18 protein-coding genes and 1 CRISPR repeat array are annotated in these 21,585 nt (G+C 46.3%); of the genes, 17 read left to right on the top strand and 1 reads right to left on the bottom strand.

What is annotated here, in order from left to right; genetic code table 11:
* Window positions 1-78 precede the first annotated feature (78 nt).
* The 6 genes from skT53_RS10725 (at window position 79) to skT53_RS10700 (ending at window position 4,043) form a co-directional block, all read left to right on the top strand.
* On the top strand, window positions 79-963 hold the full coding sequence (locus tag skT53_RS10725) for a diacylglycerol kinase (RefSeq protein ID WP_200756771.1): 885 nt from the start codon (window positions 79-81) through the stop codon (window positions 961-963).
* A gap of 42 nt (window positions 964-1,005) precedes the next feature.
* A complete protein-coding gene (locus skT53_RS19200; protein ID WP_200756769.1) occupies window positions 1,006-1,476 on the top strand; it encodes a LytS/YhcK type 5TM receptor domain-containing protein in 471 nt (156 codons plus the stop codon).
* Window positions 1,359-1,667, top strand: coding sequence for an ATP-binding protein (locus skT53_RS19195; RefSeq protein WP_404828964.1), 309 nt, complete (start codon window positions 1,359-1,361; stop codon window positions 1,665-1,667). The genes skT53_RS19200 and skT53_RS19195 overlap by 118 nt, the downstream gene beginning before the upstream one ends.
* A gap of 62 nt (window positions 1,668-1,729) precedes the next feature.
* Entirely contained in the window at window positions 1,730-3,157 is a 1,428-nt protein-coding gene (locus skT53_RS10710) for a PIG-L deacetylase family protein (RefSeq protein WP_226375185.1), read from the top strand.
* Between the two features lie 125 nt (window positions 3,158-3,282).
* The gene (locus skT53_RS10705; protein ID WP_200756765.1) at window positions 3,283-3,747 is read left to right on the top strand and encodes a hypothetical protein; all 465 of its coding nucleotides are present in this window, start codon (window positions 3,283-3,285) and stop codon (window positions 3,745-3,747) included.
* Window positions 3,744-4,043 carry a DUF2653 family protein gene (locus tag skT53_RS10700; RefSeq protein ID WP_200756763.1) on the top strand — a complete coding sequence of 100 codons (300 nt, stop codon included), beginning with the start codon at window positions 3,744-3,746 and terminating at the stop codon, window positions 4,041-4,043. Before skT53_RS10705 ends, skT53_RS10700 begins: the two co-directional genes overlap by 4 nt.
* A gap of 182 nt (window positions 4,044-4,225) precedes the next feature.
* Here skT53_RS10700 and skT53_RS19190 read toward each other — a convergent pair whose 3' ends face one another.
* A complete protein-coding gene (locus skT53_RS19190; protein ID WP_226375441.1) occupies window positions 4,226-4,540 on the bottom strand; it encodes a copper amine oxidase N-terminal domain-containing protein in 315 nt (104 codons plus the stop codon).
* Between the two features lie 202 nt (window positions 4,541-4,742).
* Here skT53_RS19190 and skT53_RS10690 point away from each other — a divergent pair, with 202 nt between their 5' ends.
* The 11 genes from skT53_RS10690 (at window position 4,743) to skT53_RS10640 (ending at window position 21,450) form a co-directional block, all read left to right on the top strand.
* Window positions 4,743-5,504, top strand: coding sequence for a hypothetical protein (locus skT53_RS10690; RefSeq protein ID WP_200756759.1), 762 nt, complete (start codon window positions 4,743-4,745; stop codon window positions 5,502-5,504).
* Window positions 5,505-6,929 carry a 23S rRNA (uracil(1939)-C(5))-methyltransferase RlmD gene (rlmD, locus tag skT53_RS10685; RefSeq protein ID WP_200756757.1) on the top strand — a complete coding sequence of 475 codons (1,425 nt, stop codon included), beginning with the start codon at window positions 5,505-5,507 and terminating at the stop codon, window positions 6,927-6,929.
* Window positions 6,930-8,111: 1,182 nt separating this feature from the next.
* A complete protein-coding gene (cas3, locus tag skT53_RS10680; RefSeq protein WP_200756755.1) occupies window positions 8,112-10,541 on the top strand; it encodes a CRISPR-associated helicase Cas3' in 2,430 nt (809 codons plus the stop codon).
* A 209-nt stretch (window positions 10,542-10,750) separates the two neighbouring features.
* Entirely contained in the window at window positions 10,751-11,470 is a 720-nt protein-coding gene (gene cas5c, locus skT53_RS10675) for a type I-C CRISPR-associated protein Cas5c (protein ID WP_200756752.1), read from the top strand.
* A complete protein-coding gene (gene cas8c / locus skT53_RS10670; protein WP_200756750.1) occupies window positions 11,467-13,356 on the top strand; it encodes a type I-C CRISPR-associated protein Cas8c/Csd1 in 1,890 nt (629 codons plus the stop codon). Before cas5c ends, cas8c begins: the two co-directional genes overlap by 4 nt.
* A 16-nt stretch (window positions 13,357-13,372) precedes the next feature.
* Window positions 13,373-14,233 carry a type I-C CRISPR-associated protein Cas7/Csd2 gene (gene cas7c, locus skT53_RS10665; protein WP_200756748.1) on the top strand — a complete coding sequence of 287 codons (861 nt, stop codon included), beginning with the start codon at window positions 13,373-13,375 and terminating at the stop codon, window positions 14,231-14,233.
* Window positions 14,223-14,882 carry a CRISPR-associated protein Cas4 gene (gene cas4, locus skT53_RS10660; RefSeq protein WP_200756746.1) on the top strand — a complete coding sequence of 220 codons (660 nt, stop codon included), beginning with the start codon at window positions 14,223-14,225 and terminating at the stop codon, window positions 14,880-14,882. The genes cas7c and cas4 overlap by 11 nt, the downstream gene beginning before the upstream one ends.
* The gene (gene cas1c / locus skT53_RS10655) at window positions 14,879-15,910 is read left to right on the top strand and encodes a type I-C CRISPR-associated endonuclease Cas1c (protein WP_200756744.1); all 1,032 of its coding nucleotides are present in this window, start codon (window positions 14,879-14,881) and stop codon (window positions 15,908-15,910) included. Before cas4 ends, cas1c begins: the two co-directional genes overlap by 4 nt.
* Window positions 15,911-15,919: 9 nt before the next feature.
* Window positions 15,920-16,210 (top strand): CRISPR-associated endonuclease Cas2, encoded by a 291-nt coding sequence (gene cas2 / locus skT53_RS10650; protein ID WP_200760949.1) that lies wholly within the window; start codon window positions 15,920-15,922, stop codon window positions 16,208-16,210.
* A gap of 177 nt (window positions 16,211-16,387) precedes the next feature.
* A CRISPR array of direct repeats spans window positions 16,388-18,878; the repeat unit is 32 nt; unit sequence GTCGCATCCCTCGCGGATGCGTGGATTGAAAT.
* Window positions 18,879-19,260: 382 nt separating this feature from the next.
* Window positions 19,261-19,533 (top strand): hypothetical protein, encoded by a 273-nt coding sequence (locus skT53_RS10645; protein ID WP_226375184.1) that lies wholly within the window; start codon window positions 19,261-19,263, stop codon window positions 19,531-19,533.
* A 708-nt stretch (window positions 19,534-20,241) separates the two neighbouring features.
* The gene (locus skT53_RS10640; protein ID WP_200756740.1) at window positions 20,242-21,450 is read left to right on the top strand and encodes an SEC-C metal-binding domain-containing protein; all 1,209 of its coding nucleotides are present in this window, start codon (window positions 20,242-20,244) and stop codon (window positions 21,448-21,450) included.
* Window positions 21,451-21,585: the final 135 nt, after the last annotated feature.

Here is a 21,585-nt window from a genome sequence, read left to right as displayed (position 1 = left end):
CCCCAAGTTCGCTTGGGGTATTCCACATTTTATGGCGAAGGACAAGTTTTACTAACGGAATAAAGAAGGGGCGTACTCATGGTCAAACAAAGGGCCAGACTGATCTACAATCCATCGTCCGGCAAAGAAATGATGCGGCAGCAATTGCCTGAAATTCTCGATATTTTCGATTCGGCAGGATTGGAGACAACCTGCCATATGACAAAAAATTCGGATGATACAGTAGAGGCGGCCAAAAGGGCGGCAGAGGAAGCGTATGATCTTGTGATAGCTGCCGGGGGAGATGGAACGGTAAACGAAGTAGTGAATGGACTGTCCCCGTTTGAGGTCCGGCCTTTACTTGGGATTCTTCCTGCAGGCACCAGCAACGATCTGTCCAGAGCACTAGGGCTGCCTCGCGATCTGAAGGAAGCTGCCAGGCGAATTACGGATTTGCAATACAAACCGTTAGATGTTGGGCAGGTAAATGACCGATTTTTCATTAATATTGCCGGATGTGGCCGAATAACGGAAATTACCTACGAGGTTCCCAGTCGGATGAAGACGGCTCTCGGACAGTTGGCTTATTACATGAAGGGATTGGAGAAAATCCCTCAATTGGGAGCCATTCATCTGGAGATTGAAGCGGCCAGTTTCGGATTTTCCGGAAAAGCGATGTTGTGTCTGATATGCAATTCAAACCGGGTTGGCGGATTTGAAAATATCGCTCCCGACGCCAATTTGGCGGACGGATTGTTCGATGTGATGGTAGTCAAGCAGGCTTCGATTCCTGATATGATCCGGTTGGCTACACAAGCTCTCCGGGGAGAACATGTTCATAACGAGAGAGTTCTTTATTTTCAAACCGAATGGTTGAAAGTAACGTCAAAGGAAAAGGTGGAACTCAATTTGGATGGTGAATACGGAGGAACGCTTCCAAAGGAATTTCGCGTTTTGAAGCACCATTTACAGGTTGTGGTGTAGGAACTGCAGCAAGCCGCGGGAAAAGCATGGACGATTGGAAAGATGTATTTCTTTTTGGGACATAAGGAAACGGAAGAACAGAAAAAAGCGCTCCCTTATCTGACCGTTCTTCTGTTTGGAGTTTCTATCGTTTTGTGCATGGTTTTCCCGTTAAAATTGGATAATGGTTTTAATTTTGATTTGCGGACCGTCTGCTTAATTATCGTTTTCTTATATTGCGGATGGAAGGAAAGGCTGGCCGTATTTGCCAAATTAATTGGCTTCCGCTGGTATTTGGGCGGAATCGGGATTCCGACAGCGCTTATTGTAACCTCGCTAGTAGCTCTCGGTGCGATTTTACTTGCGCCCGTATTCAGAAAGACAAGATCCTCGAACTGGACCGTGCGCAATCGATTATTAGCGGCTATTTATCGTTTGCGAAACCGCAGGCAGAACATGTCGAGGAAGTGGACTTCACGCAGCAGGTGGAGGAAATTGCAACCGTTGAGATCAAAGACCAGGGAATTGGCATGACGCCACAGGAGATTGAACGTTTGGGAACTCCGTGTTATTCGATGAAACGAAGCGGAACCGGTTTGGGGTTGATGGTTTCCTACCGAATTATCGAATCTTTTCATGGCAAGATCAAGGTGGTTAGCAAGAAGGGAAAGGGAACGCAATTTTTTATCCGTCTGCCGGTTGAGAAAGGGCCAGTACTGGCATAATTTATCTTCAATGGCGCAACCTAGGGCAAAGACTGATATTCTTCTACGCGGGGGGATTTCCTTTGTTCCAGATCCGCAAAAAAACGGTTTGGGTTGCCCTGTTGGCAGTCGTACTGATTCTGGGTCTGGTTTTATACCGGCCTTTCCTAGCTGATTTTTTGGTTGCGAACCGGGCAATGAACAATCAGTTGGTGCAATTTGGAAATCGCATTCTGTTTGTGGCCCCGCACCCCGATGATGAGACACTGGGCGGCGCAGCACTGATTCAAAAAGCATTGGCCCAAAAGAAACAGGTCAAAGTCGTGATTATGACATGCGGCGACGGATATGAACGAGCGGTCATCGAAAATTTTGGGGTCGTATCACCCAAACCTGCTGACTATCAACGATTAGGGAAAGCGCGGCGAGCGGAGTCGATTGCGGCTTTAAACCGATTGGGGGTCAAGCAATCAGATATTCTGTTTTTGGGTTATCCGGACGGTGGAACGAATGGGCTATGGGAAGAGAATTGGGACCGCGATCATCTCCATCGGGGGCGAAATGGCAGCGATCGGTCTCCCTACGATTTCAGTTATGAAAAAGGGGCGCCGTACGCAGGGGAAAATGTGGTTAAAAATCTGTCCTCCATTATTGACCAGTTTCACCCGACCGATATTGTATATCCGGATCCGCACGACCAGCACCACGACCATTGGGCGACACAAGCGTTCGTAAGCTACACGTTGGCGCAAAGGAAAGAACCGATAAACGAATGGTTTTATCTGGTGCATCATGGCGGTTTCCCGGCGCCTTGGCTGTATGAACCGAACCGAACGCTAGATCCTCCCTATGCGTTTCAACATTTGGATACGAGTTGGCATACTCTTCCGATGAACCAACAGGAGGAAACAACCAAACATGACGCCGTCAATCGGTATGCCACTCAAATGAAAGTAATGGAACCTTTCCTGCTTGCTTTCATCCGCAAAAATGACCTGCTTGCGACCTACCAGCCGCCTGTTCTGGGGAAGGTACAGGGAACAGGCAATGTGCAGGAGTCGGTGGAAAAGTCAAACCCCTTGTTTCCGGATGCGGTGGACGACACCCTAAGCAGAGAATTTTTGCCGACTGCCGACCTGACCGCGGTGAGCGGCATCGCATCGGATGATGCATTCTGGGTGGGGGTCAAGTCGAGATCCGGCAGCGAGGGTCGAATTACCTATCATGTTCGGATTCGATTTTTCCGGCCGGAAGGTGTGAATCGTCTCGACCTGACGGTTCAGGATTCACGCTTGTCCGCAGAGAAGTTGGCGAAGAACAGTATGGATCTGCCTGCCGGTGCCCGATTGCAAAAAGGGTCTGACGGGTTCTGGGTGGTTCTGCCCAAATCAGTTCTGCAAGGAGCCACACGTATGATGATGTCGGCCGATTCTTACCTGGGCGATCAGATGATCGATAAAACTGCTTGGCGGCTTGTGCAAGCAAATCAAAGCGCGAACGAGCAAAGCTAAGAGACAGTGATATGTTTTGATCGGTAATAATAATTTGATTAAAATTTGATCGGGGCCCGACAGGCTTCGATTTTTCTTTTTTCTGTATATTATCTAATATGTAAGCATGAAAGGAGGAATCAACCATGAAAAAATGGTTGACTGCAATTTTTACCCTGTTGTTTGCCGCAGGGGTAATGGGTAGCGGAGTGGCAGATGCTGCCACGAAAGCTGGCAGTGTGAGAGGATCCTACAGTGGAGGTTCGAATATACATGCGGGGGTAAGCAATCCGGTTTCGGGTTCAACGGGAACCAAGTCATACAGTTCCGGTGTAAAAAGCCCGTCTGTGAACGCGACTAAACCGCAGACAAACACGCCGCCTGTAAATCAGGCTTCACAACCAAGAACTTCTTTCTTCGGAGGGATGGGTTCGTTCCTGGGCGGTATGGCAACAGGCGCTCTGATGGGACATCTGTTTTCCGGAATGTTCCACCCGTTTGGCGGATATGGATTTGGCGGATTTTCGATAATCGGAATTCTGGTGGATTTGCTGGTCATTTATCTGGTGTATAGGCTGATCCGTTACTTTATGGGGAGAAGGAAACTATGAAGATTTTGTTCGACGAGCAAGACTTGATCGATTCGGTCTGCGTATTGACCGCGATGCGTCATAACCGGCCTGTGGAAAGCCTGCAAGCTGAGCTGTTCTATGAAGAACAAAAGGGCTTCTCGGCTTTGGTGACAGCGCAAAACGGGTTGTACCGATACGATTTGACAGAACAGGATCTGATCGATTCGGTGGCTGTGTATCTGTCCGAATACCACCAGTTCGATCCGCAGAAATTAACGGTGGAATTGCTGTTTGAAGAAAATAATGGATTTTCCGCTTATGTAAATCGGATGTAACGGTATCAGAAATGAGCAGGGATGGGGAAGAGCCCCATCCCTTTTTATTTATTTCCAGGCGAACAGGTTACTGTGGCGTCGCGTCGACCGCTGTATCCAGTACATCCTGCGGAATTTGGCTGGGAGCGGCACTCTCCCTGTCTGCCATCGTTCCATTTACCGTATATTCGACGGGGCCGATGTTAGGCAGATTTACGAAGTCTATTCCAATTTGTTGCCAAATCCCTCCGCAATGAAACGAAGCGGCACCATCGAGCGGCTGTTGGCGATTGCGGGGCGGGGCTGATGGTCATTGCATGGTCGTTTTTTGTGACCGATCCAGTTTGAAAGTTGATTTGTAAGGTTGTATTGTTTTTATAGACAGTTGCGGTACTTGTCACCACGTCATAGGAAACATTGGCACCCATTGATTCGGCCAATGCCCGGAGTGGGACCATCACCCGGTCATTTAAGATAAAAGGTTGTGTATCAGGTGAGACCGGTTTGTCTTCAACTATGATTGAAATGTCTTCCGCCGTTTGCGCCGTATTTGCAAAATAACCGGTTGATCCGGCTGCGATTGCAAAAGATAAGAGCGCAGAGGCCGACTTTTTCTCATTTCTTTTCCTCCGATTGCGAAAAATGGAATTTTGGAAAGACTGACAAAAACAGCCGCCAAGCAGACAGACAGGGATTGGTGTATAGTGAAGTGAGGATAGGATGGAAAGGAAAAGAAAAGAAAGGGGACTTACACCTTTGGCGTATGCGAATGAACCACTGACCGATTTCTGCAGAGAGGTCGGCAAACCGGATCTGCCCAGTCCATGCGGTGGCGCAGTTATCGCGGTGATTGGCGCGATGCTGTCCAGTCTAGCAGAACTGGCGGCGCGCGTATCGGAACGTCACTCGAGAAGCAGAGATGGGGTGGCTGTCTGCGGTGAGCGAGTTGGCGGGACTAGCGGAGATAGAGCCGCCGAGGCTTGGGAAGAGGGAGCAGACGAGGCTTGTGGAGAGGGAACGGATGGGGCTTGTGAAGGAGGAGGGGGAGCCGGGGGTTGCGAAGTGACAGGGCTAGCCGATGCCGACTGGTCAATGGTGGTCCGCGAAGCGGTATCCCTCTCTGAAAATATGTTGCGGTTCGCAGACGAGGATGTACAGATGGTAGCTCACCTGTATAGCGGCAGTCAGGATATCTGCATACGGAAACAGATTGCACCGCTTGCCAAGGTGGCGTCCGGATTGGTTAAACTGCTTACGCTCGTAGAAGAAAGAGCAGATCGGTTTCATCCTTCCGTCTTGCCGGATGTCCGGGTTATTGCGCATCTGGCGCGGGGGGCTGCGGATGGGATTTTGGAATTGGAACGGTCGGATCTTGTTAGGTCAGGCAATCGGGATGCCGTTTTAATGAGAAGGATTGAGGAGTGGCGTGATCGGGCGCATGCGGCAGCCGACCGAATTTTACATAAGGTAAGGGAAAGATAAATGGCGAAAGCGACGACGAATGTTCCGGTAGAGAAAAATCAATATATCGAGCTCGACATTACCGGCCAAGGGCACGAAGGGGAAGGCATCGGGCGATATGAAGGATTTGCCGTCTTTGTTCCCGGTGCGATACGAGGGGAACGGGTAAAAGCAAAGATTGTCAAAGTACAGAAAAGCTTTGCTTATGGGAGACTGCTTGAAGTTCTGGAAGCGTCCCACCACCGGACGGAACCGCTTTGTCCTGTGTATCACCGCTGTGGCGGCTGCCATCTGCAGCATATGTCTTATGAAGGGCAGTTAGAGCACAAACAGCAGATGGTGGCCGATGCCCTGCAGCGGATAGGGAAGTTTGCGGTAAGGCTGGAATCGGCGCCGGGTGGGGAAGAAGGGGATGCGATTCCCGTTTACCCTACGCTTGGCATGCAGGATCCTTGGAGATATCGCAACAAATCGCAAGTCCCGGTTGGATGGGTGGACGGCAGGATTGTGGCCGGATTCTATGCGCCGCGGACGCATGAGATTATCGATATGGAAGGCTGCCCGATCCAGCACCCGTACAGTGATGAGATTGTCAGTCGGGTGAAACGGATTCTGGGCGACTTGAGGATTTCACCGTATGATGAGGCAACGCGAAAAGGACTGGTGCGTCATATTGTGGCGCGCGTCGGTTTCCACACGGATGAGACGATGGTCGTGCTGGTGACAAACGGACGAAAAATCCCGCATATCGATGAGTTGGTTTCGCGGTTACGAGATGAGATTCCCCACCTGGTGTCGATCATTCAGAATGTAAACGCGGCGGTTACCAATGTGATTTTTGGGCCCGATACGATCACTTTGTGGGGAAAAGACACGATTGAGGACCGGATTGGGGATATCCGATTTTCGATTTCGGCCCGGTCGTTTTTTCAGGTGAATCCGATCCAGACTGGAGTCCTGTACCAGAAGGCGCTGGAGTATGCGGGGTTGACGGGTGATGAAACAGTGATCGACGCATACTGCGGGATTGGTACGATCTCGTTGTTCCTGGCACAGAAGGCGAAGCGGGTCGTGGGCGTGGAAGTGGTGGCCGATGCAATTGAAGACGCGAAGAAAAATGCGGCTTTGAATGGCATCGAGAATGTGGAGTTTCTGGTAGGGCAGGCGGAAAAGGTGATCCCGGAGCTTTACGCGAAGCGGGGACTGCGGGCAGATGTGGTTGTCGTGGACCCGCCGCGCAAAGGGTGTGACGAGGCGCTGCTGCAGACGATTGTCGATATGCAGCCGAAACGAGTCGTCTACGTAAGCTGCAATCCGAGTACGTTGGCGCGGGATCTTCGGTATTTGGAGGATCGGGGGTATCAGACGCAGCAGGTGCAACCGGTCGATATGTTTCCGCATACGTTTCATGTGGAGTGTGTGGTATCGATGTCGTTGAAATTGTAGATAAATAATAAACCCTTGCCAACCATAATAAACTGTTGCCAAAATCAAAATAAATTTTGATAAAGAGCGGGAATAAGGAGAGAGGAAAAAGGGGAAACCCCATCCGATCAAGCCTTAAGCCCGTTTTTTTATCACGACTTTATTTTTACAAGAATAAAGTTCTGATAGAACAAGTGGAATCAAAAATCGAGAAAATGCGGGAGTTGTGCAAGACTTTATTTTAATTGGGGAAAAGCGGGGACGGAAGAATGCGGGTTCGCGGGGGGGTGTTTTAGCAAGGGTTTATTTTTACGGAATACCAGATTTTACCGCTAGGCTGATTACCCAAATCAAAATCGTATTGAAGTGCGATTTGAAGATAAGAATCCGAACCTTGAAAAATGGGCAAGCCAAGCTGATAGTCGTTGAGTTTTCTGGGTTCAATTAGTGAACATACGTGGTAGATGAAGCAGTCTTCAGGGGCCGATTGGCTTTCGGAACAAACGTTCCCTGACAGCTTGTTGTCCGTAGGATGGTGTATATTTAGTATAGCTGAATCAATTTCATAACTTTCGAAGCCTTGCTGTAACTGAATTTCCCGAGCATCGAAAAAGGAGTGCCTCCCCAAATCTCGAAGTGTTTAGTACCGCTACCATACACACGAGATGAAAGGATGAACTCCCGATGTATAGGATTCGCCAAGACAGTTTGTTTTCCTTGGAAGAATTGTTGGAAATGTCCCCCAAGGAGACGTATTCTCTTCTGTTCGAAACGTTAGATATTATCCCGTTCTTAAGGGTGGTATCCAAAAAGACTATATACGGCGCCACCGACTCAGTTAAACTATATGCCACAATGCTTATTTCCCTGTTCGTTCCGGGTGGAACGAATTCCGACTATTAAGGACTGGCGAAAACGAGTGAAACAGAGCGTCGAATTCAGCATAGACTGTGGTTTCACGGGGTCTGATTGAATTCCGAGTGAAGCCTTCTACAGTCGGTTGGTCCAGAAACTGCAGAATTCGGCAGTCTTTCAAGAAACGCAGGATAAACTAACCCGCAAAGCTTTTCAAGAAGGGTTCATTGATGCTGCCGTCGCTATCGAGGCTAGAGACCGCAAGCCGGAGAAGAAAATCGCAGATGCGGATGAATTAGCCTTCAATTGATGCAGCTAAGAAAAAGTTAAAGAATCAGGAGGGATATAATGAAGTACATCGCCCATATCCGTGAAAGTGACAAACAGATTCAGAGCGTCGAGGAGCATTTGCTTGGAGTAAAGGATTTGGCGGAATCATTCGGGGAGAAGGTTGGAGTCAGGCATATAGCAGGTCTTGCAGGGATGCTTCATGATATGGGTAAGTACACCCATGAATTTAGAGAATACATCATAGAAGCTGTAAAAAATCCGGATTCTCCGCCGAAGAGAGGAAGTGTTGACCATTCAACGGCGGGGGGGAAGTTATTATATCAACTGTTTCATACAGGGGCTCCTTCCAGACTTAATTGGATTCTGGCCGAAGTCGTTGGAAACGCTATTATATCGCACCATTCCTATCTTCACGATTTTTTAAATCCGGATCTGGAGTCACCCTACTTGAGACGCGTTCAAAAAAACGAATTCGAATTAAAAGAGTTTGACAGGTCGAAGCAGTGCTTTTTTGACCATGTGATGAGTGAGGCGGAATTTCAGCAATATGTTTCTAAAGCAGTAGATGAATTGGAAGCTTATCTGATGAAACCCTATTCGGGGAATAGTGAAAGTAAGCTGATGTTCTTAACCAAATTTATTTTTAGCGCTTTGATAGATGCCGATCGAACGAACACCAGATTATTTGAAGAAAATAAGACCGTGGAACCGGAACCGAGCCGCAAGGAGCTGTTTGATGCATATTATGAAAAACTGATGGAAAAGATTGACTCCTACCAAGTTCAAGACGCTGCAAAAACACAAATAAATGCGCTTAGGAGAGAAATGTCGGATCAGTGCGGCCGGTTTGCGGAGAAGCCATCGGGGATCTATACGTTATCGATTCCAACTGGCGGCGGTAAGACATTAGCAAGTTTAAGATATGCGCTTAAGCATGCCGGCCTGTATAACAAAAAGCACATCGTGTATGTAGTCCCGTACACAACGATAATAGAACAAAACGCAGAAGAAGTACGCAAAATTTTAATGGATGACGGACATATTCTCGAGCACCATTCAAACGTCATCGATGATTTGGATGATGACGACGAGAACGAAGATGGCATAATCAATACGCAACAAAAGTTAAAGTTGGCCAAGGATAACTGGGATTCACCGATTATTTTTACGACGATGGTGCAGTTTTTGAACGTGTTCTATGCCAAAGGCAGCAGGAATATACGGAGGCTTCATAATTTAAGCGAGTCGGTCATTATTTTTGACGAGGTGCAGAAGGTTCCAACCAAATGCATATCGCTATTTAATCAGACGCTGAATTTTTTGAAAACTTATGGCCATTCCAGCCTCATTCTTTGCACCGCAACTCAGCCCGCTCTGGATTTTGTCGAGCATAAGCTGGAAATAAACGCGGACGCTGAAATCATTCAGAACCTTGATCGCGTAATTGAAGCATTTAAACGGGTGGAAATAGTCGATAAAGCAACGGAAGAGACGTTTAACAATGACAAGCTTGCCGATTTTATAGTGGAGAAAATAGGCGAGGTTCAGAGTGTGCTTGTTATTTTGAATACGAAAACGGTTGTGAAGAGGTTATACCGTCAAATGGAAGGGAGTGATGTGCCCGTTTATCACTTAAGCACATCGATGTGCGCCGCGCATCGGAATCACATTTTGGGACAAGTGAGAGAACATCTTGTGAATAATGAAAAAGTCATATGCATCAGCACCCAATTGATCGAAGCCGGAGTAGATGTAAGCTTTGATTGTGTGATTCGCTCTTTGGCGGGACTGGATTCCATTGCCCAAGCTGCCGGCAGATGCAACCGTCATGGGGAGCAGGAGATTCAGGAGGTTTATGTTATTGATCATGTAGAGGAGAATCTGGATCATTTGCAGGAAATAAAAGTTGGGAAAAAACTGTCCAAGCGGATTCTCGTCGATCTCAAGCGCGATCAGAACCATCATGGCGGCAATATTTTATCTGCTCAGGCAATGGAAAGGTATTTTAAGGAGTTTTATACAGAGTTCAGTTCGAGTTTGAATTATTATATACGGAAATTAAAGAAGGAAATGATAGAGTTATTGGCGTCTGATAGGAAACACAACTCGTATAATATAGCCTATTCACAGGATAAGAAGGAAAGCCTGCCATTATTTATCGTGAATAGTTATCGAACCGCAGCAGAAAACTTTCATGTTATTGATGACCATACGACATCTGTTATTGTCCCTTATGGCGATGAAGGCAAAGACATTATTGCGCAGCTGAACGGCAATGAAACGATTGAGGATCTATCACGCTTGCTGCGCAAGGCCCAACAATATTCTATCAATCTGTTTACCTGGGAACGGGAGCAACTGGAGAAGAATAATGGGTTGGTAAGTCTGCTTGATGGGAAAATATTAGCGCTGAAGGAAAGTGCTTATAGTGGGGAGTACGGCCTTGATCTCGAAAATAACAGCGGGTTTGATTTGAGCATGTTTTGAGGATGACGAGAAACCTATCTTTATCTAAGGATAGGTTTCTGCTTCACACACTATATTTTTCAATCCACGCTATGCACATAGCGACGATTCATTATATCATGCACACTATTCAAAGGTAAATTCATATAATGTGTAAAGCATTTGACTGTGAATTGGAATTGGCGTAATATGGAATTGTCAGAAAAGTTGGATGGGAAGGAGGTGAGATGATGAGGAATTCGATAGAATTTGTTGTTTATGGAGAGTATGCGTTATTTACCGACCCGTTGACTAAGCTTGGCGGGGAAAAGCTTTCCTACCAAGTGCCTACTTATCAAGCGCTTAAGGGAATACTAGAGTCCATATATTGGAAGCCGACATTGATCATGGTCGTCGATGAAGTCCGTATCATGAACCCGATCCGTATGGAATCCAAGGGTATTCGTCCAATTGAGTACGGTGGAGGAAATACGCTTGCCAACTATACGTATTTGAGAGATGTTCGCTACCAGGTACGTGCCCATTTTGAGTTCAACATGAATCGTCCGGAAATGGCCTACGACCGCAACGAACATAAGCACCACAATATCCTGAAACGTTCGCTCCAGGCTGGTGGTCGCAGAGACATTTTTCTTGGAGCCAGGGAATGTCAGGCTTATGTTGAACCTTGCGTATTTGGAGAAGGGAAAGGGTTTTATGACGGCTATGGCGAGCTTCATCTGGGGAGCATGGTTCATGGCTTGAATTATCCGGATGAAACAGGCAGGAACCATTTGGAAGTGCGTCTATGGAATCCGGTCATGAAGGATGGAGTGATCCAATTTATTAGACCCGAACAGTGCACGCAGGTTCGCATGATTAAGGATATGGAGCCGAAGCATTTCGATGAAACAAATGTTGTATCGGCGGATGAGCTGCTCACACAATTGGAGGAGGGGAGGAATCCATGAGTTGGCTATTAAATTTGTATGAAACATTTGAATCGAATTTGGACCTTGTTGGCAAGATTGAAAAAAAACATAACGATCAAGAATACACGCTGCTTCCTGTTTCCCACACAACGCAAAATGCGCACATCGAAGTAGAGATAACAGAAGATGGCGAATTTCATTCAGCGAGTGTGATTGACAAGAGTGATGCGAGCACTTTGATTCCGTGTACTGAAGAATCTGCAAGCCGCGCAGGTGCCGTCATTGCGCCCTATCCTCTGCATGATAAATTAAGTTATGTAGCGGGAGATTATGCGGCATACGGCGGGGAAATTAAAAAAGAAGAGCCCTATACATATTACATCAAACAGCTGGAAGATTGGGCGAATTCTCCATATGCTGTCGCCAAGGTAAAGAGCATTTATCACTATTTGAGCAAAGGACAGCTCATTCGGGACTTAGTTGAACACAAGATTTTATATTTGGACGCCGCGGGTCGACTCATCGACAAGTGGGACAAAAATGCCGAGGCTATGTATGGTGCGAAACCGCCTATATTCTCTGTTATTAGTGGAGAGCAAACCAGTGCGTTCGTTCGTTTTAACGTCTATTCTCCTACAAAGATATTGACAAAGGTATGGAAGGATCAGGAGATATGCGATTCTTTCATCCGATTTTACAGCAGTCGGTTAGGCGTTGAGGATCTCTGTTATGTCACGGGAAGATTGCTACCAAGTACGGACAAGCATGCGAATAAAATTAGAAATGCGGCAGATAAAGCCAAATTAATCTCGGCGAATGACAAAAGCGGCTTTACCTTTCGAGGGAGGTTTAATCTTAGCCATGAAGCGGCAAGCATCAGTTATGAAGTTTCACAAAAAGCCCATAATGCCTTGAAATGGCTCATTAATCGCCAGGGGAAAATTATTGATCAGCGTGTGTTTCTAGTATGGGCCAATGATGAACTTGAGGTTCCGGGACTTACCGAGGATTATTTTTCCATAGACCCAACACCTGTTACAACCAAGGAGAGAATATCGTTTACCAATCAAGAGTTCGCCGATGAAGTGGCAAAAGCGTTAGACGGATATAGAAATCGGTTGTCGTCAAAGGCGAATGTGAACATTTTGGTACTGGATTCGGCTACAACAGGGCGTATGGCGGTGCTGTACTATCGGAATATGGACAAGGAGCTCTACCTCGACCGGCTTGCCAAATGGCATTCAACCTGTGCGTGGTTACATCGGTATCGTAAGAATGACAATGGTGAATTTGTGCAATTTTTCGGGGCGCCGGCTACGAAGGATATCGCTTTTGCTGCTTACGGGCCAAGAGCAAGCGACAAAACTGTCAAAGGACTAATGGAGCGAATACTGCCATGTATTATCGATGATCGGAAGATTCCGTTAGACATTGTAACCAGTGCTTATCACCGTGCGTCCAACCCCGTATCGATGGAGAAATGGGAATGGGAGAAGACGCTCAGCATTACATGCGCGTTAATCAACAGACAGGAGGGATTCAATGTGGCATTAGATACGGACAATAATAACCGTGACTACTTATTCGGCCGTTTATTGGCTGTCGCCGATGTTTTGGAAAGACGTGTGTTAGACAGCGTCGATGAGAACCGATCCACCAATGCTATTCGTTATATGAACGCTTTTTCCAATCGCCCGGCAAGAACCTGGAAAACCATCCAGGACTGCTTGCAGCCTTACCAAGCCCGACTTGGAAAGAAGGGAACCTATTACTCTAAAATTATTGATGAAGTAGCTTCACGAATTCCGGTAGATCAGTTTAATAATAAGCCATTATCGGGTTTGTACTTGCTTGGATTTTATAGTCAGCGGCACGAACTTTATCAGAAGAAAGAAAATCATGATGTAGTGGAAGCATCGAATTAAAAAAGGAGAGATCGATATGGCGACTTTAGATCGTAAAATTGATTTTGCAGTTGTGTTATCCGTAACCAAGGCTAATCCGAATGGTGATCCATTGAATGGCAATCGGCCGCGGCAAAACTACGATGGCTATGGTGAGATATCCGATGTTGCGCTGAAACGGAAAATTAGAAACCGTCTGCAGGATATGGGCGAAGCTATCTTTGTCCAATCCAACGATCGCAAGTCCGATTCATACAATAGTTTAAGAGAGCGTGCAGAGGCGAATCCCGAACTGGAGAAAATTTTGAAGTCTAAAACAGGTTCTGGCGATGAGTTTGCCAACATCGCTTGCCGGACATGGTTAGATGTCCGATGCTTTGGCCAGGTATTTGCGTTCAAAGCTGATAAGGGATCAGGTGTCTCTGTTGGAATACGGGGTCCGGTTTCCATTCATACTGCAACCAGTATCGATCCGATTGACATTACCAGCCTGCAAATTACGAAAAGCGTCAATTCCGAGCCGGGTGCGGCAAAAGGTTCGGATACGATGGGTATGAAGCATCGTGTAGATTCGGGTGTCTACGTCTTTTATGGCAGTATAAATCCACAGCTGGCTGAGAAAACCGGATTTACGAATGAAGATGCTGAGAAATTTAAGAATGCGCTAGTTTCCTTATTCGAAAACGACGCGTCGTCAGCCAGACCGGAAGGAAGCATGGAAGTCCACACCGTGTATTGGTGGGAACACAATTCCAAGCTCGGGCAGTATTCTTCGGCCAAAGTACATCGGTCTTTAACGGTTGAAAGACTCGTAGAGGAACCAAAGTCCTTCAAAGATTACAAGTTTGCTGTTCAGCCTTTGGAAGGTTTGAAGGTAGAGATCATAGATGGACAATAAGGAAGACGATGATTATTTAATGTTGTCCGGTATACAACATTTTCAATTTTGTAAACGGCAGTGGGCATTAATCCATATTGAACAGCAATGGGAAGAAAACGTCAGAACCATCGTGGGAAAGTACCTTCATCGAAATGCCGATCAGCCGTTCACAAGAGAGAAACGGGGTGATAAGCTTATCGTTCGCGCAATGCCTGTGAGGTCAGAGAACCTTAAAATATCAGGTATATGCGATGTGGTGGAGTTTATAAGAAACGACAGCGGTGTTGAAATTAGTGGATCCGAAGGGAAATACATCGCATATCCGGTTGAATATAAACGCGGAAAGCCGAAATTGAACGATGAGGATATTTTACAACTAGCTGCACAAGCCATCTGTCTGGAGGAAATGCTGCTGTGCGACATAGGTACAGGCTATATGTTTTATAACGAGATCAAACATAGAGTTGAGGTTTCGCTAACTGCAGATATTAAAAACAAGGTAAAGTTGATTGTTGCTGAAATGCAAGACTATTATAAGCGCAGGCATACGCCTAAAGTGAAAACCGGGCCTTTCTGCCGAAGCTGTTCCCTTCAAAATATTTGCTTGCCGGAGCTAATGAATAAACGGACCGTTAGAAGTTACGTTGAAGGGAAAATCAAGGAATGAAAAAGCTGCTAAATACTCTGTTTATTACACAGCCCGATGTTTATTTGTCGCTGGACGGCGATAATATTGTTCTGCTTAAGGAACAGGAGAAGCTGGGCAGGTTGCCTCTGCACAACCTGGAATCGATTATCGCATTTGGTTACACCGGTGCAAGTCCGGCATTAATGGGATATTGTGCAGAGCGCAATATCTCGTTAGTCTTTTTTACCATGAACGGCAGATTTCTGGCCCGAGTCATTGGAGAAAGCAAGGGTAATGTTGTCCTGAGGAAGAGACAATATCATATATCGGAAGATGAGGTCCTGTCGGCGAAGATTGCGCGTAATTTTATAATTGGTAAGATCTACAATCACAAATGGATCATCGAGAGAATGACCAGAGATTATCCTTTACGTATTGATGTTGCCCGCTTCAAAGCTGTTTCGCAGCAGCTATCCGCTATCATTTTAGACGTAAGAGCTTGTGAAGATCTAGAAAGATTAAGAGGACTGGAAGGACAAGCGGCTATTAGCTACAACAAACTATTCGACACTATGATCCTGCAGCAAAAAGAGGATTTTTACTTTCACTCGCGTTCCCGTAGGCCGCCGCTGGATAACGTGAATGCGATGCTTTCGTTCGCTTATTCGCTGTTAGCGAATGATGTGGCATCCGCGCTGGAAGGCGTCGGACTGGATGCCTATGTTGGATTTTTGCATCGCGACCGGCCGGGACGCGTTTCTTTGGCGCTGGATATGATGGAGGAACTGCGAGGTGTTTATGCAGATAAGTTTGTGTTGTCATTAATTAATAAGAAGATTGTCAGCAAAGAAGATTTTTTAAAAAAAGAGAACGGTGCAGTTATTTTGAGGGATGAGGCGAGAAAGAAGTTTCTATCCGCATGGCAAAATAAGAAGCAAGAGAAAATCACGCATCCCTATCTTGGCGAGAAGATTTCCTGGGGGTTAGTCCCACATGCACAAGCCCTACTATTAGCCCGTTATTTGCGTAATGATTTAGATGAGTATCCACCTTTTTTGTGGAAGTAGGTGAAAAAGCTGCTGGTATTGATTACGTATGATGTAAGCACAGTTAGTAGTGAAGGTCAAAAGAGACTGCGTCTGGTTTCTAAAGCATGCCAGAATTATGGCCAGCGTGTCCAAAACTCAGTGTTTGAATGCGTTGTAGACGCCACTCAATTTACTGTTTTGAAGTTAAAGCTCCTTGATCTTATAGATCAAGAGCAGGACAGCCTTAGGTTCTATCAATTGGGGAATAATTACAAGAATAAGGTAGAACATTTTGGTGTGAAAGAGTCAATTGATATAGAAGGCCCTTTGATATTGTAGTACAAGTGGTGCGAATACGTAGTGCACATGGTTTTTCTGGGACATTCGCACCGAGAAAATGGTAGTACCAACCAATTCAAATACATTTTTTTCCACATTATTTAGGTATTTTATTGATTTACGCGTATTTTTGATAACAAATATGGGATTTCAGGTATATTTGAATCAAAAATCGCTGTCGCATCCCTCGCGGATGCGTGGATTGAAATACCGGAAATATTTTTATTCCCGCTAGAATCGCACCGTCGCATCCCTCGCGGATGCGTGGATTGAAATAGCAACTGCCCGCTGTGTTTGCTGAGCCTGCTGTAGTCGCATCCCTCGCGGATGCGTGGATTGAAATAAATCCGGTTATATTGAAAAACTCAAAAAGGCGGGAGTCGCATCCCTCGCGGATGCGTGGATTGAAATATTAAACGATTTTTCAAACCGCCGCTCATCAAACGTCGCATCCCTCGCGGATGCGTGGATTGAAATAAATCCGGTTATATTGAAAAACTCAAAAAGGCGGGAGTCGCATCCCTCGCGGATGCGTGGATTGAAATCAATATTTGTTGAGTTCCATATTGGTCGCCTCCGATGTCGCATCCCTCGCGGATGCGTGGATTGAAATGAGGAATTCTGGAAGCACTATCCTAGGCGAATCGAGGTCGCATCCCTCGCGGATGCGTGGATTGAAATTTTCGTGGAACGAGAATGGAGAGAGAAATACGCAGTCGCATCCCTCGCGGATGCGTGGATTGAAATAGCTTTAGCCTGTCACCGGCTGTCAGAAGTCTAACCGTCGCATCCCTCGCGGATGCGTGGATTGAAATTGGAACAGTGGCTGAGTGAGCAGCCGAAATCCTGTCGCATCCCTCGCGGATGCGTGGATTGAAATATCCCACACAAATATCAAGAGTACGCAGTACAACGTCGCATCCCTCGCGGATGCGTGGATTGAAATTTGTCGGGATTCTCGTTATAAACGTTCTTTTGTTGTCGCATCCCTCGCGGATGCGTGGATTGAAATCTTGTCGGTCTGCAATCCAGTAGTACGAGAAGTGTCGCATCCCTCGCGGATGCGTGGATTGAAATTCCAAAATCTTGATTCGGCCGACAATCGTGTTGTAGTCGCATCCCTCGCGGATGCGTGGATTGAAATACCTACTGCAAGAAAGGAGACTCAGTATATGGGGTCGCATCCCTCGCGGATGCGTGGATTGAAATACCGACATCTCTTCTGCTGTCCAACTGGCCACCGGGTCGCATCCCTCGCGGATGCGTGGATTGAAATTCGAAGATACCGCTCTGGTATTGGGTCGTCGTGACTGTCGCATCCCTCGCGGATGCGTGGATTGAAATCAGACGAAGAATTGATCGGTCTATCTGACGACGAGTCGCATCCCTCGCGGATGCGTGGATTGAAATGTAACGTTGTGTTAGTTTTTCTTTACGTTGATCGTTGCATCCCTCGCGGATGCGTGGATTGAAATCGTCCGGCGGTTGGCCGAAATGACCGGTTTTGGGAGTCGCATCCCTCGCGGATGCGTGGATTGAAATGGTTTGACACCATCCTCAAGAGCAAAACTTGCCAGTCGCATCCCTCGCGGATGCGTGGATTGAAATGTCCAAACCACCAAACAAATCCACCTACAACAACGTCGCATCCCTCGCGGATGCGTGGATTGAAATTTTATCGAGTGTTACTTGCACCGATTTCACACGAGTCGCATCCCTCGCGGATGCGTGGATTGAAATTTGGCTGTACGAGTGGTTTGGTATTAACCATTCGGCAGTCGCATCCCTCGCGGATGCGTGGATTGAAATCAAATTGGCTACCGTTATCCATGACAGTAATCACGTCGCATCCCTCGCGGATGCGTGGATTGAAATTCCTTGACACTCGCGCGGATGTCCTTCAAAAAGTGTCGCATCCCTCGCGGATGCGTGGATTGAAATAAAGAAAACGGGGGAACTATTAGGAAAATGTAGAGTCGCATCCCTCGCGGATGCGTGGATTGAAATTATTATTTTTTAGAGACACAATACCCGTTGTTCGTCGCATCCCTCGCGGATGCGTGGATTGAAATATTTGCCGCCAATCACTTGGAGTACTCAGAAAAAGTCGCATCCCTCGCGGATGCGTGGATTGAAATGGATGTTCCCGGATCGTATCTTTGTGGCCGAGTTGTCGCATCCCTCGCGGATGCGTGGATTGAAATTAGCAGAAGGCAGCCGAGTAGGTATTGCTCCGACGTCGCATCCCTCGCGGATGCGTGGATTGAAATGGATTGGAAGCGTCACAAGCCGGACACGTGGCTGGTCGCATCCCTCGCGGATGCGTGGATTGAAATTAAGGTGGAGTCAGGGGAAAAGATGCCAAGCGAGTCGCATCCCTCGCGGATGCGTGGATTGAAATACATGCAGCATGGTCTGACCGTCGTTTGCAAAACGTCGCATCCCTCGCGGATGCGTGGATTGAAATTCTCCCAAAGTCCGTAAAGCCATCCTAGAACGAGAGTCGCATCCCTCGCGGATGCGTGGATTGAAATACCGCTTGGTCGAACAATTCCTGAACAACCAGTGTAAGTCGCATCCCTCGCGGATGCGTGGATTGAAATACGCTCGATGGATCACATACAGTTGATATTTTCGTCGCATCCCTCGCGGATGCGTGGATTGAAATACCAAAGAGCAAGCAAGTAAAGCGATCACCATACGTTGAAATTGTAGATAAATAATAAACCCTTGCCAACCATAATAAACTGATGAATCGGTTCAATTGAAACCGGACATGTATGACCCTAATGAGATGGAACGTCTGCGGGCAGAAAACAATCGGTTTAAGGGTCGGAGTATTCAGTTATTTCATGAAATTTAATGTTTGAAACAATTAATCCATTCTGAAACGCATTTGGAGCGTTGTTCTGAGAATAAGACTTCACTAGAGTTTATAAACGGGGAATTACAGTATTCAGAAAATCCGGCCACTTCGAGTAGGGTAACAAAACAATCTCCCATTGAAGAAAAAATCGCATTGTTTCGCGGCTACTTTAAAAGCCGGGAAGATGGTGGATGCAAGAACTCAGGCTAAAGCAAGGCCGTTTCAACATATCGTTATTCCAAGGTATACGGATTTCAAAGTGCCGGAATCGGGACCGAATGTTCCGATTCACGACATTTACGAGAAATTGATCGCCGATGAATCGCGCAACGAACTTATTTTCGATGATTTGCTGAGAGAGCTGGATCGGGGAAGATCGGAACGCTGTAGCAATATGCTGGCAGACTTCAGCCTCAATCCTAAGTTGATCAGCATCATTACAGGTCAGGATCCGTAAAATGTCATGGAAAAGCCGATCTTAACCATATTGCCTGGTGAATATGCCAGAAAGGCAGCAGGCAAGAAAAGCAAAATCCACCCTCTTGTACAAGCTGAATAAACATTATCTCAATTTGCGGCCATTGTGACCGAAAGGGGAAGTATGATTTGGGACTCGTCCTTTTAAATCCAGAACATTTGTTCGATTTCAACAAAAAGTGTGGGCGATCAAGAAAAAGTACTGAAATAAATTTTATGAACTATATCAGGCAGCGGGTTATTTTCGCTGCAAGCACTGAATTGGTGGGGGTCGTTGGGAGGAATCAACTCCTTTCCTTGGACTGGGGGTAAGGAGTACTATTTCAGGAATTATTGATTACTTATGCTAAGCTGCCGACACCGTGTGACGAGTTCACTGCCTTAGAAAAATGAGGCTAAAAGTAACTGTTTACGGATTTATAACAGAATCTGCACAAAGATGATTTCTCTGTATTTTGATATAATAAACAAGAGAAACGGGGAGATCAGTATGGACATTAATCTTTTTACTGTGGTTCGACTTGCGGACGGTAGACAAGGAACTGTAATAGAATAAAAAGCCCGTCGACCTCAATAAAATAGGGGCTAATGAAGCATGATGCGACTTGGTTCTCTAAACCGGATTTTGTTATGCTGTACATTCAATGTGTAGACGAAGATAATTTGTCTGTTTGGAAAGGGTGAGAAAATGGACAAGCGCCTCAGCAAAAAAGAGCAGAAAATGCTGTTGAATGCCTTGGAATATGCAAAAGAGATGAGACGGAAAATGGAGGCGAAAGAGGAGGAGAAGCGTTGGTCTGAGTTTGAACTGCCTCTTACCCTCGCCGGTAGTCTTGCCAGGCTGACGAAAAATGAATTGTCGGCAATCCGATTAAATTTGCATATCAAAGGGGCAAGTGCACTAAAAAAACAAGAGTTAACCGACATATTAGAGCAGCGAATTCCCGCTGCGCTTCCTAAACTTCTGAATAAATTAGACGAAACCCGATATAGAATTATTAAGCAAATTGCCGGTCGTGGCGGTGACGCCTTTTTGTCGTTGGAATCCCATCAACTTGATTATTTTAAGAATAGGGGACTGATCTTCACTGGGACGTACAAAGGTAAAAAGACCTTGGCAATGCCACAAGAAGTTTTAGAAGGTTTCAAAAAAATGGACAGTACGTCCTATCAGGAAACGATTCGAAGAAACACGGAGTGGATTAAGCTTACGCAAGGCATGCTTTATTACTATGGTACCTTGGATCTAAACGCATTGGAAGACCTTTTTAAGCATTATTCTGCAACAAATCTGCGGTTGGTGGATTATCTGCCTGTCTTGGAAGAAGCCGGATTTTTCTATCGGGAAATCCGATTCGATACCAATGGATTCTCAAACTACAGGGTTTGGGACGCTGAAAGAGTGAAAAAAGAACATCAATCCAGACCTGACCTGTCGTTCTATCCGTTCACCAAGGCTCAACTGTTGCGTGCAGGCGAACCGGGCTTCGTGGATCGGAATCCGAGTTATGAAGCTTTTGTCGACTTTATCAGGAGGAACTACACTATTTCTCAGGACGAGGCAGACAGTCTCGTCGAAGAGTGTGTTTATGCCATTCGGATCGGTGAAGCGCCGAGTAATCTGCTTGAGTTTCTGCAGTCTCAACTGGAGATCGACGAATTGGAATTGATGAAAGGTTTTATAGATCATATCATGATGCTTAATAATAACACCAGACAATGGTTTATCAAGGGCTATGCTCCAAATGAGCTATCTCCGGCAAAAAGTAGGACGGGTGATTCACCGTTTGCTGTCAAGGCGGAGGTCGTTAATTTTGTAACAAGAAAAAAGGTCGGGCGAAACGACCCTTGCCCTTGCGGCAGCGGCAAAAAGTTCAAAAAATGCTGCGGGGGATGATTTGAGGGAATATTACTTTCGGGGTGGAAGACGGGGGTGCCAAAAATCTTGGTACTGAGTCGCAACATTTGAAAGTGTTTCAGAAACCTATACAATCGCATCCCGCTATATTTATTTTGAAGGAACCAAGGAAGG

It is taken from the genome of Effusibacillus dendaii, assembly GCF_015097055.1.
Lineage (GTDB): Bacteria > Bacillota > Bacilli > Tumebacillales > Effusibacillaceae > Effusibacillus > Effusibacillus dendaii.
The sequence above is the reverse complement of the archived record's forward strand: the minus strand, read 5'-3'. Positions and strand labels throughout refer to the sequence as shown.